This is a genomic window from Streptomyces niphimycinicus (assembly GCF_018883605.1).
Taxonomy (GTDB): Bacteria; Actinomycetota; Actinomycetes; order Streptomycetales; family Streptomycetaceae; genus Streptomyces; species Streptomyces niphimycinicus.
Genome location: NZ_JAHLEM010000206.1, coordinates 1 through 15,891 on the forward strand (window position 1 = coordinate 1; position 15,891 = coordinate 15,891).

The following is a 15,891-nucleotide window of genomic DNA, read 5'->3' on the forward strand; positions in this document are numbered from 1 at the left end:
CCGGCGCTCGATGCCTGCCACCAGCCGGTCCACCGAAGGGCCCAGCGGATAGGTGCGGCCCGCGGGCCAGGGCAGCCGCTGCCGCAGCTCGCGCATCACCTCGTCCTGGTCGGCGCCGCGCACCATATCGGTGTCCGTCCAGCTCAGATAGCCCACGCCGACCCGCACCCCACGGTGGCCCAGCTCGGCCCGCAGACTGTGGGCGAACGCCTCGACCCCCGACTTGGACGCGCAGTACGCCGTCATCATGGGCGCGGGCGCGAGCGCGGCGAGCGAGGCGATCTGAAGCAGATAGCCACGGCTCGCGATCAACGCGGGCAGGAAGGCGCGGGCCGTGGTGACGCTGCCCAGCAGATTGACCTCGATCACCCGCCGCCAGGCCGTCTCGTCGGAGTCGAGGAACGGACCGGCCTGGGCCACACCCGCGTTGGCACACACGATGTCCACCGCGCCGAACCGCTCCACGACCTCCCCCGCCACCCGCGCCATCGCCTCGGCGTCGGTGACATCGGCATGCCAGTGGGCGGAGTCGGTCGGCAGCCGCTCGGAGACCCGCTTCAGCTCCTCGGGCTCCAGGCCCACCAGCGCGACCTTCGCACCGCGGGCGGAGAGCTTGCGCGCGAGCAGCTCGCCGACGCCCCGCGCCGCGCCCGTCACCACCGCGACCTGGCCCTCAAGGCTCCTGCGCGCACTCATGTCGTCTGCTCCTTGGCTTCGGCTGTTGCTGTGGGGCGGGATGTCCCGTACTCCTCGACCAGGCCGCGGATCACTCCGGTGACCGCCTCGGGGTCCTCCACCGGGGTCATATGGCCGAGCCCCGGGAGCTCGGTGAGGCCGGTGCAGTGCGGCAGCGCGGCGGCCAGGGCGTCGGCGTGCTCGGGCGGGGTGAGCCGGTCGGCGGTCCCGACGATGACGGCCGTGGGCATGGTCAGTTCGCCGATGCGCGCGTCCAGTTCGAGGTCGAGCAGGACGCGGCCCCATCCGGCGCGTACGGCGCGGGGGCAGGCGTGCAGGATCCGCGCGCACATGTCCACCGCTGCCGGGTCGGCGCCAGGGCCCATCGTGGCGTAGCGCACCAGCCGCTTGGCGAGCGGGGTGACCGGGCCCAGGGGGGCGCGTGAGCCGAGGAGCACGCGGTGCACCCGCGCCCGGGCCCGCGGGGAGCGCAGCGGCACCACCAGCGACCGGTCCACCAGCCGTGAGGCGCCCGTGCTGCACAGCACCGCGGCGGCCGCGCGCTCGCGCAGCGCGGGGCGGTCGGCCGCGGCCATCAGCGTCATCCCGCCCATGGAGTGGCCCGCGAGCACGGCCCGCCGACCGGGCGGAAGGGTGGCTTCCAGCACCGCCACCAGATCGTCGGCCAGGGCGTGGGTGCTGTAGCCGCCGGGCCCCGGGGCCGGGCTGCGGCCATGGCCGCGCTGGTCGTAGACGATCACCCGGTGGTCGGCCGCGAGGGCGCGCACCACCGGCGCCCAGAAGGCCGTGGAGCACACCCAGCCGTGTGCGAGCAGGACCGCGGGCGCGTCCTCGGGACCGTGCAGCTCCGTGTGGAGCCCGCTCCCGTCGGCCGAGACGGCGGTCAGCTCGCGCTCCGGGACGGGCGGGGCGTACGGCCCGACGGTCGGGGCGGAAAGCCGCCTCATCGCGATCCCCTCCCCGCACCGGCCGTGGACACCGTGGCCTTGGCGGGCCCGGTGTGCGGCCGCAGCACCGTGTACTCGTCGAGGTCCACGCGCCGGGTGACCTTGCGCAACTCGCTGGTGGTCCCGGGCCACAGGGTGGTGTTGCGGCCGTTGTCGAGGTACCAGCTATCGCAACCGCCGGTGTTCCACACCGTGCGCCGCATCCGTTCCTGGATCATGTCGGTGTAGGCGCGCACCGCGGACGGCCGGGCGTCCAGCGCGACCTTGCCGCCCAGGGTGTCCAACTGGCGCAGAAAGTCGGCCATATAGGCGAGCTGCGCCTCGATGACGAGGATCATCGAGCTGTTCCCGAGGCCGGTGTTGGGCCCGATGATGGTCAGGAAGTTGGGGAAGCCCGCCGGGCTGGTGCCGCGCAGCGCCTCCATCCCGCCCTTCCACGCCTCCGCGAGCGTCGTCCCGCGCGCCCCGGTCACCCGCTGCGCTATGGGGACGTCGGTCACATGGAAGCCGGTGCCGAAGATGATCGCGTCGGCCTCGGTCTCGGAGCCGTCGGCACCGACGAGGGTGGCGCCGCGCACCTCCTTCAGCCCGGCCGGGACCACGTCCACATGCGGCTGGGCGAGCGCCGGATAGTAGTCGTTGGAGAGCAGGATGCGCTTGCAGCCGATGCGGTAGTCCGGGGTCAGCGCCGCGCGCCGCGCCGGGTCCTTGATGGCCCGTCGCATATGCGCACCGGCCAGCCGCTCGACGAACCGCATCTCGCCCGGCCGCTTGGTGAACGCGCCCACCTGAAGCTCCCGGATGCCCCACAGCACCCCGCGGCGCAGCGCCCGGGTGGCCGGGATCCTCGTGTGCAGCCATCGCTCCAGGCCGCTGATCCGGCGGTCCATCCGCGGCAGCACCCAGGGCGGGGTGCGCTGGAAGAGGGTGAGCCGGCCGACCTCGCGCTGGATGGCGGGGACGATCTGTATGGCCGAGGCGCCGGTGCCGATCATCGCCACGCGCTTGCCGCGCAGCTCGGCGGTGTGGTCCCAGCGCGCGGAGTGGAAGACGGCGCCGGGGAAGCCGTCGAGCCCGGGAATGTCCGGGATCCGGGGGTCGGCGAGCGGGCCGGTGGCGCTGACCACGACATCGGCGGTCAGCGAGCCCCGCGCCGTCTCCACCTCCCAGTGGACCGCCGCGGAGTCCCAGCGCAGGGACCGCACTTCGGCGCCGAAGCGCAGGTGCGGCCGCAGCCCGAAGGTGTCGGCGACCCGCTCCAGATACGCGCGGATATGCGGCTGGCCGGAGAAGTTCCGGGGCCAGTCGGGGTTGGGCGCGAAGGAGAACGAATACAGATGCGACGGGACATCGCAGGCGCACCCCGGATAGGTGTTGTCCCGCCAGGCCCCGCCGACCGCCTCCGCCCGCTCCAGGACCACGAAGTCCGTGATGCCCGCGCGGCGCAGCCGCACCGCCGCTCCCAGACCGCCGAATCCGGCTCCGATCACCGCCACCCGCACATGCTCATGCGTCAGCCCAGCCATGCCGCCGCCTCCCACGAACGCGAATACAACCGTGCCAGCAATCACTGGCACGATGGGAGCGTAGGACAGGGATCTACCCAGCGGTAGGGGCTGTGGACAACGAAGTTACCGACGGTCGCACCGAACCGGCCGCGGCATAGGCTTCAGTTGTGGCGACGAGCGAAGCGGACGAGGTACGCGAGTACCGCATGCCGGAACTGGCCGAGAAGGCCGGGATCACCGTGCGCACCCTGCGCTTCTACCGGGAGCGCAAGCTGATCCCGCCACCGCGCCGCGACGGCCGGATCGCCTGGTACAACGACCACCATCTGGCCCGGCTGCGGACCATCGCGGGACTGCTGGAGCGCGGCCATACCCTCGGCGGGATCGCCGAGTTGATCGCCGCCTTCGAAAGCGGCCGCCGGGACGTCGGCGAGCTGCTCGGGCTGCCCGGCGCGGTCGCCTCCTGGCCCTCGGAGACCCCGGTCCGGCTCACCCCCGAGGCGCTCGCGGACTACTTCCACGGCGAGGTCACCGCGGAGAACCTCACCACCTCGCTCGACCTCGGCTATCTGGCCGTCGACGGCGACGAGATCGTCCACCTCAGCCGCCGCCTGCTGGACGTCTCACACACCCTGGTCGAACAGGGCGTCCCACTGGCCGCGGTGCTCGCCGCGGCGCGCGAGGTGCGTGAGCATGTGGACGCGATCGCCGAGACCTTCGTCACACTGCTGCGCACCCATGCGACGGCGGACGCCCTGGAGCGCGGCGAGAACGTCGGCGAGACGGTGGAGCGGCTGCGGCCACTGGCCACGAGCGTGGTGGACGCCGAGCTGACGATGGCCATGAACCGCCGGATGCGGGCGGAGCTGGACGAGACGCCACCCGGCGGCCGCTCCGGGAATCAGTGAGCCGGACGGGACGAGTGCCCCCGCGAAGGTCAGTGAGCCGGGCCGTAGGCCACCGTCACCGGGGCGTGGTCGCTCCACCGCTGGTCGTAGGCGGGCGCCCGCTCCACAACCGCCTTGACCGCGCGCTCGGCGAGCCCCGGGGACGCGATCTGGTAGTCGATGCGCCAGCCCGCGTCGTTGTCGAAGGCCCGGCCGCGGTAGGACCACCATGAGTACGGACCGGCGGCGTCCGGATGCAGGGCGCGCACCACGTCCACGTACCCCGCCTCCTCGAAGACGCTGGTCAGCCAGGCGCGTTCGGCCGGCAGGAACCCGGACTTCTTCTGGTTGGCCTTCCAGTTCTTGAGGTCGGCCTCTTGGTGGGCGATGTTCCAGTCGCCGGCCACCAGCGCCTCGCGCCCGCCGGCCGCGGCCCGTTCGCGCAGCTCCTTCAGATACGGAAGGAACTCCGCCATGAAGCGCTCCTTCTCGTCCTGGCGGTCCGTGCCGACCTCGCCCGAGGGGAGATACAGGCTGCCGACGGTCACGCCGGGCAGATCGACCTCCACATAGCGGCCGCTGCCGTCGAACTCGGTCGACCCGAAGCCGACCCGGATGCCCTCCAGCTCGCGCCGGGCGTACACCGACACCCCGGACCGGCCCTTGGCCGCCGCGGGGGCGTGCACCACATGCCAGCCGTCGGGTTCGCGGACCGCCTCCGGCAGTTCCTTGGGTTCGGCGCGTACCTCCTGGAGGCACACCACATCGGCCGCGGTAGCGTCCAGCCAAGGACCGAAGCCCTTCTTGGCGGCGGCGCGCAGCCCGTTTACATTCACGGTCGTCACGGTGAGCACCTCCGGCACGATACGCGACAAAAACCACGCACCCATCCACTGCATAGAAGTACGATTTCACGCATGAATATTCAGCCCATCCGCTACGACCACCCCGACGCCCTCAAACTCGACGAGGAAGTGCAGGCGGAGTACGCCGTGCGCTACGGCGAGGGCGATCTGACGCCCATGGACGCGGCCCATTTCGACCCGCCGCACGGCCTCTACCTCATGGCCTACGACCCGGACGGCACCCCGGTCGCCACCGGCGGCTGGCGCAGCCAGGATCGGAGCGACGAGGGCTACGAGGACGGGGACGCCGAGATCAAGCGGATGTTCGTGGTCCGCGCGGCGCGCGGGCGCGGGCTGGCCCGGCGGATCCTCGCGGCGCTGGAGGACAGCGCGCGGGAGGCGGGGCGGCTGCGGATGGTCCTGGAGACCGGCACCGAGCAGCCCGAGGCCATAGAGCTGTACACCTCGTCCGGCTACGCACCGGTGCCGAAGTTCGGCCACTACCGCTTCGAGGAGAGCAGCCGCTGCTACGCCAAGCTCCTTGCCCGTCCATAGGCCCGCCCGTCCATAGGCCCGTCCACAGAGCCGTCCGCGAAGCCATCCGTAAGGCCATGACGAGGGGCCCGCTCCGGATCCGGAGCGGGCCCCTTACGTCTGCCGTGCGGCTACCGGCCGGTCAGCCCCGACCGGCGTACTTCTTGCTGATGGCCTCGAACACGCCCTTCGCCTCGGCCCCCAGATGCGGACCGGCGAGCCAGGTGTGTCCGTAAGAACCGATCGAACTGTTGGACACCAGCACCGTCTTGCCGCCGTTGTTGACGAACCAGCCGCCGCCCGAGGTGCCGCCGGTCATCGAGCAGCCGATCCGGTACATCGTCGGCGAGGTGGCCGTGAACGACAGCCGGCCCGGCCTGCTGGTGCAGTTGAACATCTTCGCCCCGTCGTAGGGCGGTGCCTGCGGATAGCCGTACGCGCCGATCGAGCTGACCCGGTCCGCCGACGGCGCCCCGAACCACACCGGCACCGAGGCCCCGACCGTCTCCTGTAGCGACTTGCCACCGCCGCCCTCGGGCTTCACATGCAGCACCGCGAAGTCGTACGCCGACCCCACCCCGCCGGTCTTACCGCCGTTCGCGATCCACTCGGACGAGGTCTGCGACCAATCCGCCCACCACACGCCGTAGGGGCTGACCTCGTTCTGGGCCGCCGTCTGCGTCTGCTCGGCCCCCAGTCCGTTGTCGTTGTACGAGGGCACGAAGACGATGTTGCGCATCCAGCCACCCTGCTTGCCGGAGTGCACACAGTGGCCCGCGGTCCACACCAGGTTGGACTTCCCCGGATGCGCCGGGTCGTCGACGACCGTGCCGGAGCACACCATCGGCCCCTCGGGGCTGTCGAAGAACACCTTCCCGACCGGCGCCATGTTCTGGTGGTACGGCCGCGAGACCTGCTTGGCCGGCACGGCGGGCGGCTCGGGATCGGTGGCCGCCTGGTCCTGGCCGGCGCTCTGCGTGGAGACGGTGGTCGACGAGTCCTTCGCCTTGGCCATCCGGGACGGCTGCCAGAAGTTCTTGATCATCGGATTGGCGAATTCCGATGCCCTGCGGGCCCACTTGTCCCAGTCCTTCCAGCCGCCCTCCTTCCACTTCTTCAGGTCGTCCAGACTCGTCGGGACGCCTTCCGGCAGCTTGATCCCGTCCCTGGCCTGCTGCCCGGCGGGCGCGGCCGAGGAGTCCGGCCCGGAAGCCGCCTCGTCGTCACCGGGCCCGCAGGCGGAAGCGGAGACCACCAGCAGCGCGGTCATGGCCGCGGCCGCCACGGTGGAACGGCGTATGAGTGGCATGGAGCCTTATCCCCCTGTTGTGGTGCAGTTGTTGTGCTGTGCTGTGTCGCGTCTGCCCTACGGCGCTTTCACGCCAAGAAGCCACTGGACAGGGCATCTACTATGCCCGCGCCCCTGGCCTGCGCCATCACCTGTCCCCCGGCTCGCACCAAACACGAACGCGGTGAGCACGATTCCATGACATCGCTGATCCCGGGTGTCCACCCGACTGGATCAGGCGCGGTGGCGGCGGAGAGAGACCTCCATAGGCTGGATCGCATAGGAAGTCGGGCCTTCTGTTTCCAGGGGTCTGCTGCGCCGTGACGCTTTCGAAGGAGACACGCCATGCCCGCTTCTCCTCAGGGTTCCCGACGCTCGGAGACCGACGCCGCCGGGTTCACGGCCTCGCCGCAGTTCGCCCAGGCGTTGCAGCAGATCGTGGTGGATCTCGTCGAACTGCACCTCCAGGGAAAGCAGGCCCACTGGAACCTGGTCGGCCACAACTTCCGCGACCTGCATCTGCAACTGGATCAGATCGTCGATGACGCCCGGGAGTCGGCCGACACCATCGCCGAGCGCATGCGCGCTCTCGCCACCGTGCCGGACGGCCGCTCCGACACCGTCGCGGCGACCACCACACTCCCCGCGTTCCCGGCGGGCGAGGTGAATGTGAGCACCGTGGTCGACCTCGTCACCACGCGCCTGCGCACCACCGTCGACACCCTGCGCACCCACCACGACCAGATCGACAACGAGGACCCCGCCACGGCCGACCTGCTGCACGCGATCATCGACAGCCTGGAGAAGCACGCCTGGATGGTCAGCGCCGAAAACCGATCCGTCTGATCCCACTCCCCCACGGCCGGACTAGAGCGTGGGTGTCCGTGGAGCGGACGCGGGTGCGAGACCCGCCTTGCGCAGCGCGGCGCCGGCCAGGACCTTGGCCACCATGCTGACTCGTGCCTGGTCGGCGTGCTCCTCCGTATAGCGGACGGTGAGCAGTGCGTTGTCCTTACGCACGACCACCACGGCCGCGGGAAGTGGCCGGCCGGCGTTGCCGACGCGGTGTGGTCCGGTGTGCAGGCGTGCCTCGTCACCAAACCCTTCGAGGCTTCGCGACGTACCTCCGTCGAGATCGAAGTGGCTCGGGGTCCACGAACTGCCCTTGAACTGTGCTGACGCGGCACGCACCGCGCTCTGGTCGTAAAACGGCTCCACGATCTGCGTACCGACCTCGATGCGTACCGTTCGCGCCTTCGGTGCGTGTTCGTCGACGACGCAGCCCGGCTCCCACAGAAACGGCGTGTACTTCGGCATCTTCGGTGCGTAGGTGCGTGCGTCATCGGTGAGTGCGGCGATGTGCCGGTCATCGAGGAGGCCGCACGCGGTGGGCAGTGCGCGTATGGGTCCGGTGACGGGCTCGGCTTGTGCGGCGCCGCGGACCGTCACGGCGTAGGTACCCATCAAAAGCGCGAGGGCGATGGCTCCGGACGTGAACTGCCGTCCCCGGCCGGGCCGTAGGGTGCCCGCCCGAGTGTCCACGGCCCCTGCTTGCGCCAGGCGGTCGCGCAGTCCGATGTGGCGGAAGCTGTACGCCCCTCCGGACTGGCGCAGCACCCCGCGCCGGTGCGCGTCTTTCAGGAACGTCATGAGTCTCAGGGGCAGGCGGCCCGTCGCGGCGAGGTACAGGCGGGCCACCTGAAACCGGCCCCACGCCGAGACGGCTGTCGCGTACAGCAGCCAGCAGACGAGCGCTCCCAGTGCGGCGAGGGCCCAGTCGACGGTCGTGATCACGCCCTGGGCCGCCGGGGTGACGGCGTACAGAGCCAGCATGACCAGCGGCAGCACGAGGGTGAGCGGGACCAGACGGTCGCGGGAGGACCAGGCCGCGTTCAGAATGCCGATCGCGAAGGGGAGCCGAAAGCCGTCCAGGATATCGACAAGGAATCCCACCACGGCCTTGTCGGCACTGAGGCTGAAAGTGACGCCCGCGGCGTCGGCCGCGAACCAGATTCCCAGCGAGGCCAGAGGCAGGGCGCAGAGGACGGTCAGAGCGGGTGGTCCCGCGGTGAAGAGCCAGCCGAGGGTGCACACCGCGCGCCGGTCCGATCGCAGCAGTGCGCCCGGTGAGCCGGCCAGGGACGGGTCGGCAGCGGCGAGCAGCAGCCGGCGGCCGCACCATCGCACGGTCACCCAACTGATCGCCGTCATGGCCCACAGCCACAGCCCGGAGCGCGTGGCCACGGTTGCCGCCCACCCCGCCGCGAGGCAGGCCGCGGCGAACACCCCCAGGGTTCTGCCGCGCCACCCACTGACCGCCTCGCGCAGGCGTGCACCGGTGAGGCGGACGATCCGCTGCGGCGGACGGTGCTCCGCGCTTTCCGCCGAGACCGGCATATGGAGAAGGGCGAGTGCGCACACGATCGCGTACGCCTGCCACAGCGAGAGCCCGAGGAGGCCGGGCCAGCCCCACGCCCCGAGATCGAGCCGGGCCATGAGCGCGACGCTCAGCGCGAACGCCGGCACTAGGGCGAGGCCGCGGACTCGCCAGGGCACCTGCTCGTCCAGGCGCCACCAGGCCAGTTCTTCCAGGTTGTCGGCCTTCATCCGGGTAGCCAGAAAGCCCGCCCATGCACGGGCCGTCGGTGGATCCCATGTTCGTTCCTCATGGGACGGGCTGTAGATGGCATCGAGATAGGCGTCGTAGAGGCGATGTTCGATGGCGGCGGTGTCGGCGAACGCACCCGGTACGAGCAGCTCGCGGGGGTCGGCGCCGTCCTCGCTGTACGCCTCGCGGGCCAGGTTCGCCATCAGCGGCACCCGCAGCACGTCCCGCAACCGGGCCTCGGGGGAGTCTGCGGCGGCGCCGTCCAACCGGGCGAGCACCTCGGACCAGCGCGACCGCGGCCGTCCGCCGGGATTCAGATACGCCGCCACCGCGTGGTCGGCCAGGGGGCACAGGATGATCTCCGTGCGTGCGAACACGTTCTGCTCCGGAGCGTGTTCGCGGAATTCGTCCTGGCGGCTCGTCAGCACGAACGGCACGCCGCCCTTCATGCCTTCCCTGAGCCGGCGCATGGCTTTTTTCCGCACGTCGGCGGGGAGTTCGTCGAAGCCGTCCAGGATGGGCAGGACTCGCCGCGTCCGCAGAAGGGACAGGGCCACGGCAACCGGCGGGGCACCCGGCACGGGAGTGCAGGCGCGGGGATGGTCGACGGCCACTTGCCGTGCGATCCACCGGAACAGTCCCTCCCGAGGGTCCCAGGACGCGAGTGGGACGATGACCGGCACTGGTCCCTGCCCGTCATGGGCCTGCCGCTCCTCCAGCAACTCGGTGGCAAGGCGCAGGGCCAGCACCGATTTCCCGGCGCCCGGGCCGCCCAAGACGACGAGACGGTGGGCGGGCGTCGCGTGGAAGCGGGCGGCGATCGGGCCGCCGCCGGGCACGCGGGAGTCCGCTTCCGCGTCCCGTTCCTCTTCCCGCCAGGTCACCTCGATGGGCTCCGGGTCGCGGATCAGCTCCCAGCGTTCGTCCCCGTCGTATCGGGCGGCCAGGTCCTCGGCGAGATCGTCGACGGCGCGCGCGAGGTACGGGGCCGACAGCCACAGGCGCATGCGGCGGTCATGGACGCGGCGAAGAACTCTCCGGCCCCCGGCCAGAACGAGGATGCTCGCCAGGAGCAGCCAGCCCACTCGCACCGGGCCGGGATCGAACCCTTCCGGAAGCGGCAGGACCGGCCGGGCGAGAAGCAGGAACACGGCGAAGGCGGCGGCCGCGAGCCCGGCAGCCCAGCCGAACCAGGAGTCCGCACCGGACCGGCGGTACCGGCCGAACGAGCCACCCAGCTCCGCCGCCAGCTCGAGTCGGTCGACGTGGTAGATCTGGACCACGTTCCGCTGCCGCCCGCCCGACACCTCGAAGCGGGGTGCGTCGCTCGTCGGTTGCCGGGGCGCTGTGTCGCCGCTCTCAGGTGAGGGTGATGCCACCGTGCACGTTCTGAACCTGGACGACAGAGTGCTGGCTCCCGCCGCTGACCTCGAAGCTCGCGATCCCCGATGTGCGGTGCGCGCGCTCGTTCTCCTGCTGCCAGCGTGCGAGGGCGGCCGCGAAGACCGCATCCTGCTCGGCCCGCCGTCGCAGGGCGGCCGCCAGCTCACGAGCCCGCTCGGCATCCTCCGGGCGCTGCTCCAGCAGCGTCAACACGTCCTCGAGCGAACGCTGTGGGGGCTCGCCCCCTGCCGTCCGGTCCCGCCTGACCAGGCCGCGCAACGACTGCCAGATCTGCTGCCCGGCGCTTCCCGCAGCCCCGCCGGCCAGCGCCATCAGCAGTTCCTCCGAGATCGGATCCACAGCTCCCCCTTCACGCGTGAACGACCCACCGCCACCACTGCCTTGCGGCAAGTGTCCGCCATCACTATGGAGAACACCTGCCGCCGTCCGGCGGTTCCGCGATCGGGTTCTCAACCGCCCTTCTTCGTCGTTGCGGTCAGGGGCTCGTGGCCGCGTTTCGGCTCGGATGGCCGCTTACTGGGGGTCTTTGATGTCGTCGTCGGGCAGGAGGTCCCGCGTGGGCGGCGGGTCGATGGCGGCGGTGGGGTTGGTGCAGCCGGGGACACTGCCTTCGGGCGAGCAGTTGTCCGGCTCGTTGTCGATGACCTTGGTGTTGGTGAGCGTCACCTGACCGTTCGACTGGTTGTCGATGCCGCCACCGGAGGTGATCGCCGTGTTGCGCGTGACCAGGCTGTCGACCAGTGTGGCGGGACTGGCCAAATTGGAAAGGCCCCCGCCGCTCACGGCGATGTTCTCCTTGAGCGTGGTCGACTTCAGGTTCAGGGTGGAGCCGTTCACATTGCGGATGCCGCCACCGCTTACGGCGGTGTTGCCCCTGACCGATACGGACTCCAGAGTCGCGGTACCCAGGATGTTCTCCAGACCGCCGCCATTGTTGAGGGCCGCCCGGTTCTTGAGCAGGGCCCCGCGCTTCATCGTCATCGTGCCGCCGGCGTCGTTGACGACTCCGCCGCCGAAGCCGGTTGCGGAGTTGTGCTCGACGGTGCTGCGGTCGAGGTTGAGCTGCCCACCGTTGTTGTAGAGGCCGCCACCGGTAACCGCGAGATTGTCCTTGACGACGGTGTTGTTCAGGTTCAGCGTGCCCCGGTCGTTCAGGGCGCCGCCGCCCATGTTCCCGATGGAGCCGCCGCTGACCGTGAGCGACTTCAGAGTGAGCGTGCCACCGGATACGACATGGAAGATCCGGAAGTCTTCCGTGGCGTCCGGATCGCGTCGGATGGTGCTGTCCTTGCCGGAGATGGTCACGTCCCCGGTGATCTCCGGAAGCCCGTCGTCCGGGTTGTCCGGTGTGGTCAGTGTGTAGATGCAGCGGGGCGCGAGGGTGATGCGACCGCCGTTGGTGTTGGCCTGGTTGATCGCGGCCACCAGGCCGGGGATGTCGTCGCACCGCACCTGAATGCCGTCGGCGGCACTGGCCGACCCGGTGGGCAGGACCGTGAGGGAGAGTCCCGCACCGACCGCGACGGTCAGCGCGCCGGACCGCAATACGTACTTCATCGTTACGCCTTCCTCAGACTGGAGTGACGGCGCATCACCGGCACGCAGCGGCCATGCTGGGCCAGCCGGGATGGCGAGATGACGTGTCTTTTCTAGCCGTACGTGATCACGCCCTCACCCGATGTGCCGCCAAACGGTCCAGCCCCGCGGACCGCCCCCATGCATGGGCGCTGCGGAGGCTTGGCAAGGACCTGGGAAAGCAGAACCGGAAGTAGCCGCTTTGCTTCGCGGCTGTACGACACCAATGCGCTGCTGTAGGACACCAAAAAGCCCCCGCCGGATTTCCCCGGCGGGGGCTTTGAGCTGCGGTGGACCTGAGGGGATTTGAACCCCTGACCCCTTCGATGCGAACTACGGGCGGGGCAGTCGCTGAGGTCTGCTGGGCTGGTCAGTCGGTCGGCCAGGACCGGTGTCGAACGATGGCGGTTGGGGTGGCTGCGGTGCGCCGACCGGTCAGACGCGCGTGTGCCTCGCGTCCCCCACCGGCCTCAGCCACGCTACCGACTTGCTGGTCGAGGAGCGCCGTCCACGGCGGTACCTACTCCGTGTCACTCGTCTGCACCATCGAGGGCGACGGCGGGCAGCCGCCCGCTGAGGCTGGGACCTGACACAGGCACGGCGCGCTGCCTGGTCAGGAGTCCACCGGGCAGATGAGATCGCGGCGTGGCAGGCACGCTGCTCAAGAAAGGAGAAGGTACCTCCGCATGTCACACCACACCGCGACGGTGCCAGGGTCTACCTGGATGGCCAGGTGGGCGGGAGCTGTGCTGTGCCTCGCGGTGGCCGTCATCCACGTCGTGGACCAAGGCGGCATCACGGCAACGAGGAGCCCCCACTACATTGGCGTCGCCTACCACGTCCTGGAGATCGCGGCCGCGGTCGCCGCCATGCTGCTCCTCATCGGCCTCGTCAGACTGGGATGGTTGCTGGCAGCCGCGGTCGCCATCGGTCCCCTGCTGGGCTACATCCTCTCCAGGGGCCCGGGGCTACCCCACTACAGCGACGACATCGGCAATTGGACGGAACCGCTCGGGCTGGCCAGCCTGGCCGTCGAAGGAGCCCTGCTCCTACTGTCAGTGCCGCTGTTCGTGCGAAGCCTGCGCCGCAGAACCTACTGATGAGCCCCGCGCTCCAAGATCCCCCGGAGGCACACCTAACCCCCGGGTCGATCCGCCATGAGGTGGCCTACGCTGCTCAACATGATCCGAGCTGTGGTTTTCGATGTCGGTGAGTGCCTCGTGGACGAGACGCGTGAGTACGGCACGTGGGCGGATTGGCTGGGGTCCCCCGGCACACGTTCGCGGCGATGTTCGGCGCCGTGATCGCTCAGGGTCGGGACTACCGCGAGACGTGTACGGCACCAAAAAGCCCCCGCCGAATATCCCCGGCGGGGGCTTTGAGCTGCTGTGGGGTGTTCACGAGAGGGTCTGACCTGGGCTGCTGAGCGTCCCTGGAGATCATTCCCCGTGGTTGTGGTGATCGTTCCCCGTGGGTTAGATAAGCCAAAGGCGTCTGAGGGCTTCCAGTTCCGGTTCGGGCCGGGCGGGTTCGACATGAAGGTCGCCGAGCTCGATCCGGACTGGCTTGTTGGTTAGGTGCCCAACCGCTCCACAGCTCGGTGCCCGCGTTTGTCACTTCAGGGTGGACAATGGGCAGTGCCACCAGAATCGCCACTCGTGAGCACTGATGAGTTGATTGCCTGCCAGACGTCGTCGGGGCAGAAGACGTAGTGCTCGACGGCCCAACCCAGGTCAGTATCACGGTCGACAGGCGACGCCGCCACGCTCAGGGGAGCGTGGCGTTGCCGGGGCAGATCTCACGGACGCCAAAACGATGCAGTCCCGCAGTTCAGCGGAGCAAATAGATGTGTCACGGTGATTGACCGAAAGATGCGGCAATGGCGTTCTACAATTTTTGCAACGTCTCAGCTTGACGTTTATCGTCGGTGAGCTTGATGTTCCTTGATCGACTCGGCGCGTTTGACGGTCTTGCCGACGTCGTGACGCTTGGCCCGGTGCCTGTTCTTCGAGCCGGGAGGCCGTCCAGGGCCTGGTCGTGTGGGTTTCGGTGCGGCCGCCGGTCTCGCCATCGCGGCGCGGAGGTTGCGAAACCCCCGGCGGACGCGGGCTGGGGTGAGGCGACGGGGTTCGGTGCGGCGCTCCCAGGGCCGACGGAGGTCCTCGGCGAGAGGACGGGCGAGTCGGAGCTGGGTGTGGGCGGCGATGATGAGCCAGGTCCACAGGTCGGCGGTGTCCGCGTGGCGGATCTTCGGGGCGGTCCATCCGAGCGTCTGCTTCATCAGCCTGAACGTGTGCTCCAGGTCGAAGCGGCGGAGGAACTACTGCCACCAGCGGTCCACGTCCGCTGGCATGGCGCCGACGGCCGAGGACCACAGCCAGACGGGTTTCGGGTCGCGGTCGCCTGGCAGGTGCTCGACCTTCAGCCGCACTAACGTCCCGTGCAGGATTGGCAGTTCCTCGTCCGCGTGCTCCAGCCAGGGGCCGCGGTGGGTGAGTCTGGGGTGCATCCGGTCCCAGGCCGTCGCCTCGGCGGTGCCGTAGCGGGTGGTGTCCGTGGAGGTGGTGACGTCAGGGTGGTGCCAGGTGTCGGGCTTGGCGAAGGTGAGGACGCCGCCGTGCCTGGGGGGCCGCCCGCCCTTCGGCCCGGAGCGGGCGGGACCTGGGTCGCGGAGCATGACGCGGTCCGAGCGCAGACGTCCGACCAGCACGACCGGCAGGTCCGCCAGGACATGGGAGAGGTAGGCGATGTCGTAGCCGCTGTCCATGACGATCAGGATCTCGGGGTCGCCCGGCCGCCAGTGCCCGGCGAGGGTCAACCGACTGACGACGTCGCGGAGTTGGCTGGCGGTGACCTGGGTGGCGTCGTCCGCCTGGCCCAGGCGGACCGCGTCCAGGAGAGCGACCCAGGATGTGCGGCCGGCCTCCAGGGCGGCGACGAAAGAGTACGGCCAGCCGGGCACGAACTGGTCGGAACTGCGGTCTCCGCGTCCGTAGACGTGGCAGAACAGCCGCTCGTCGCTGGTCGGTGCATCGGGCCGCAGCCAGTGCGACACATCTACAGCGAGTACGATCCGCCCGTCGGCCGCCTTCGGCAGCGGCAGGCTGGCCAGGGCGCGGCGCAACCGAACCGGCTCCAGCCAGCCCCGGTCCAGGGCGGCGTACAGCGCGCCGTGCCCGCGCCGGTGCTCGGCCGCCAGCGACAGCTCGACCAAGGTCTTCACCGGCCCGTCCGCGCACAGCACTGCATCGGTGAGCTCGAAGAGCGCATCCGCGCGGGCGTAGAGACACTCGTAGAACTCGACCCGAAAGCGGGACAACAGGCCCAACGCCTCGCTTCCGGGCACATCGACGGGCAGACTCATGGGCAGCGGCCGTTCCTTGCGTGCTTCGTTACTCGACATCTCGAAGCGTGAAGAACGGCCGTCTCATATGCCCCCGGTTCCCGGGGATCTCAGCAGGTCGAGTGACCAGTGACGATAAACGTCAAGCTCAGCTCTCGACGGAAGCGGGGTCGGTCTCCTCTGCGGCCAGGTAGCGCCCCGTTGCCGTCGCCCAGGCGATGATTTCGCGCTTGTCCCAGATGTCGCCAGAGCGCAG

General features: G+C 70.0%; 12 protein-coding genes and 2 pseudogenes. 5 read left to right on the forward strand and 9 right to left on the reverse strand.

Annotated features, from left to right (window positions below):
- The 3 genes from KN815_RS19545 to KN815_RS19555 form a co-directional block, all read right to left on the reverse strand.
- On the reverse strand, positions 1-696 hold a 696-nt coding region (locus KN815_RS19545; RefSeq protein WP_216343236.1), incomplete at its 3' end, for an SDR family oxidoreductase.
- Positions 693-1,643 (reverse strand): alpha/beta fold hydrolase, encoded by a 951-nt coding sequence (locus KN815_RS19550; protein ID WP_216343237.1) that lies wholly within the window; start codon positions 1,641-1,643, stop codon positions 693-695. The genes KN815_RS19550 and KN815_RS19545, both read right to left, overlap by 4 nt.
- Positions 1,640-3,169: a flavin-containing monooxygenase gene (locus KN815_RS19555; protein ID WP_216343238.1), complete on the reverse strand. Its 1,530-nt coding sequence runs from the start codon at positions 3,167-3,169 to the stop codon at positions 1,640-1,642. The genes KN815_RS19550 and KN815_RS19555 overlap by 4 nt, the downstream gene beginning before the upstream one ends.
- 188 nt (positions 3,170-3,357) lie before the next feature.
- On the opposite strand from KN815_RS19555, the gene KN815_RS19560 reads away from it, so the two are divergent.
- Positions 3,358-4,059, forward strand: a complete 702-nt coding sequence (locus KN815_RS19560) for a MerR family transcriptional regulator (RefSeq protein ID WP_253209087.1) — start codon at positions 3,358-3,360, stop codon at positions 4,057-4,059.
- A gap of 29 nt (positions 4,060-4,088) precedes the next feature.
- On the opposite strand, the gene KN815_RS19565 is transcribed toward KN815_RS19560, so the two are convergent.
- The gene (locus tag KN815_RS19565; protein WP_216343240.1) at positions 4,089-4,892 is read right to left on the reverse strand and encodes an exodeoxyribonuclease III; all 804 of its coding nucleotides are present in this window, start codon (positions 4,890-4,892) and stop codon (positions 4,089-4,091) included.
- A gap of 63 nt (positions 4,893-4,955) precedes the next feature.
- Between KN815_RS19565 and KN815_RS19570 the strand changes: the two genes are divergently transcribed.
- Positions 4,956-5,438 carry a GNAT family N-acetyltransferase gene (locus KN815_RS19570; RefSeq protein WP_216343241.1) on the forward strand — a complete coding sequence of 161 codons (483 nt, stop codon included), beginning with the start codon at positions 4,956-4,958 and terminating at the stop codon, positions 5,436-5,438.
- Between the two features lie 121 nt (positions 5,439-5,559).
- Here the strand turns inward: KN815_RS19570 and KN815_RS19575 are convergent, their stop codons facing one another.
- The gene (locus tag KN815_RS19575; RefSeq protein ID WP_216343242.1) at positions 5,560-6,726 is read right to left on the reverse strand and encodes a trypsin-like serine peptidase; all 1,167 of its coding nucleotides are present in this window, start codon (positions 6,724-6,726) and stop codon (positions 5,560-5,562) included.
- 324 nt (positions 6,727-7,050) lie between these two features.
- Between KN815_RS19575 and KN815_RS19580 the strand changes: the two genes are divergently transcribed.
- Positions 7,051-7,551 carry a Dps family protein gene (locus KN815_RS19580; protein WP_216343243.1) on the forward strand — a complete coding sequence of 167 codons (501 nt, stop codon included), beginning with the start codon at positions 7,051-7,053 and terminating at the stop codon, positions 7,549-7,551.
- Positions 7,552-7,572: 21 nt separating this feature from the next.
- On the opposite strand, the gene KN815_RS19585 is transcribed toward KN815_RS19580, so the two are convergent.
- The 3 genes from KN815_RS19585 to KN815_RS19595 form a co-directional block, all read right to left on the reverse strand.
- The gene (locus KN815_RS19585) at positions 7,573-10,692 is read right to left on the reverse strand and encodes an NACHT domain-containing protein (protein WP_216343244.1); all 3,120 of its coding nucleotides are present in this window, start codon (positions 10,690-10,692) and stop codon (positions 7,573-7,575) included.
- On the reverse strand, positions 10,673-11,056 hold the full coding sequence (locus tag KN815_RS19590; protein WP_216343245.1) for a hypothetical protein: 384 nt from the start codon (positions 11,054-11,056) through the stop codon (positions 10,673-10,675). Before KN815_RS19590 ends, KN815_RS19585 begins: the two co-directional genes overlap by 20 nt.
- A gap of 174 nt (positions 11,057-11,230) precedes the next feature.
- On the reverse strand, positions 11,231-12,274 hold the full coding sequence (locus tag KN815_RS19595) for a right-handed parallel beta-helix repeat-containing protein (protein ID WP_216343246.1): 1,044 nt from the start codon (positions 12,272-12,274) through the stop codon (positions 11,231-11,233).
- Positions 12,275-12,978: 704 nt separating this feature from the next.
- On the opposite strand from KN815_RS19595, the gene KN815_RS19600 reads away from it, so the two are divergent.
- Both KN815_RS19600 and KN815_RS50510 read left to right on the forward strand, forming a co-directional pair.
- Complete coding sequence (locus tag KN815_RS19600; protein ID WP_216343247.1) at positions 12,979-13,392, forward strand: hypothetical protein; 414 nt, start codon at positions 12,979-12,981, stop codon at positions 13,390-13,392.
- A gap of 81 nt (positions 13,393-13,473) precedes the next feature.
- Positions 13,474-13,625 (forward strand): annotated as a pseudogene (locus KN815_RS50510) (haloacid dehalogenase); the annotation flags it as partial.
- A 585-nt stretch (positions 13,626-14,210) separates the two neighbouring features.
- Here KN815_RS50510 and KN815_RS19605 read toward each other — a convergent pair.
- A pseudogene (locus KN815_RS19605) lies at positions 14,211-15,656 on the reverse strand (NF041680 family putative transposase).
- Between the last annotated feature and the right edge of the window lie 235 nt (positions 15,657-15,891).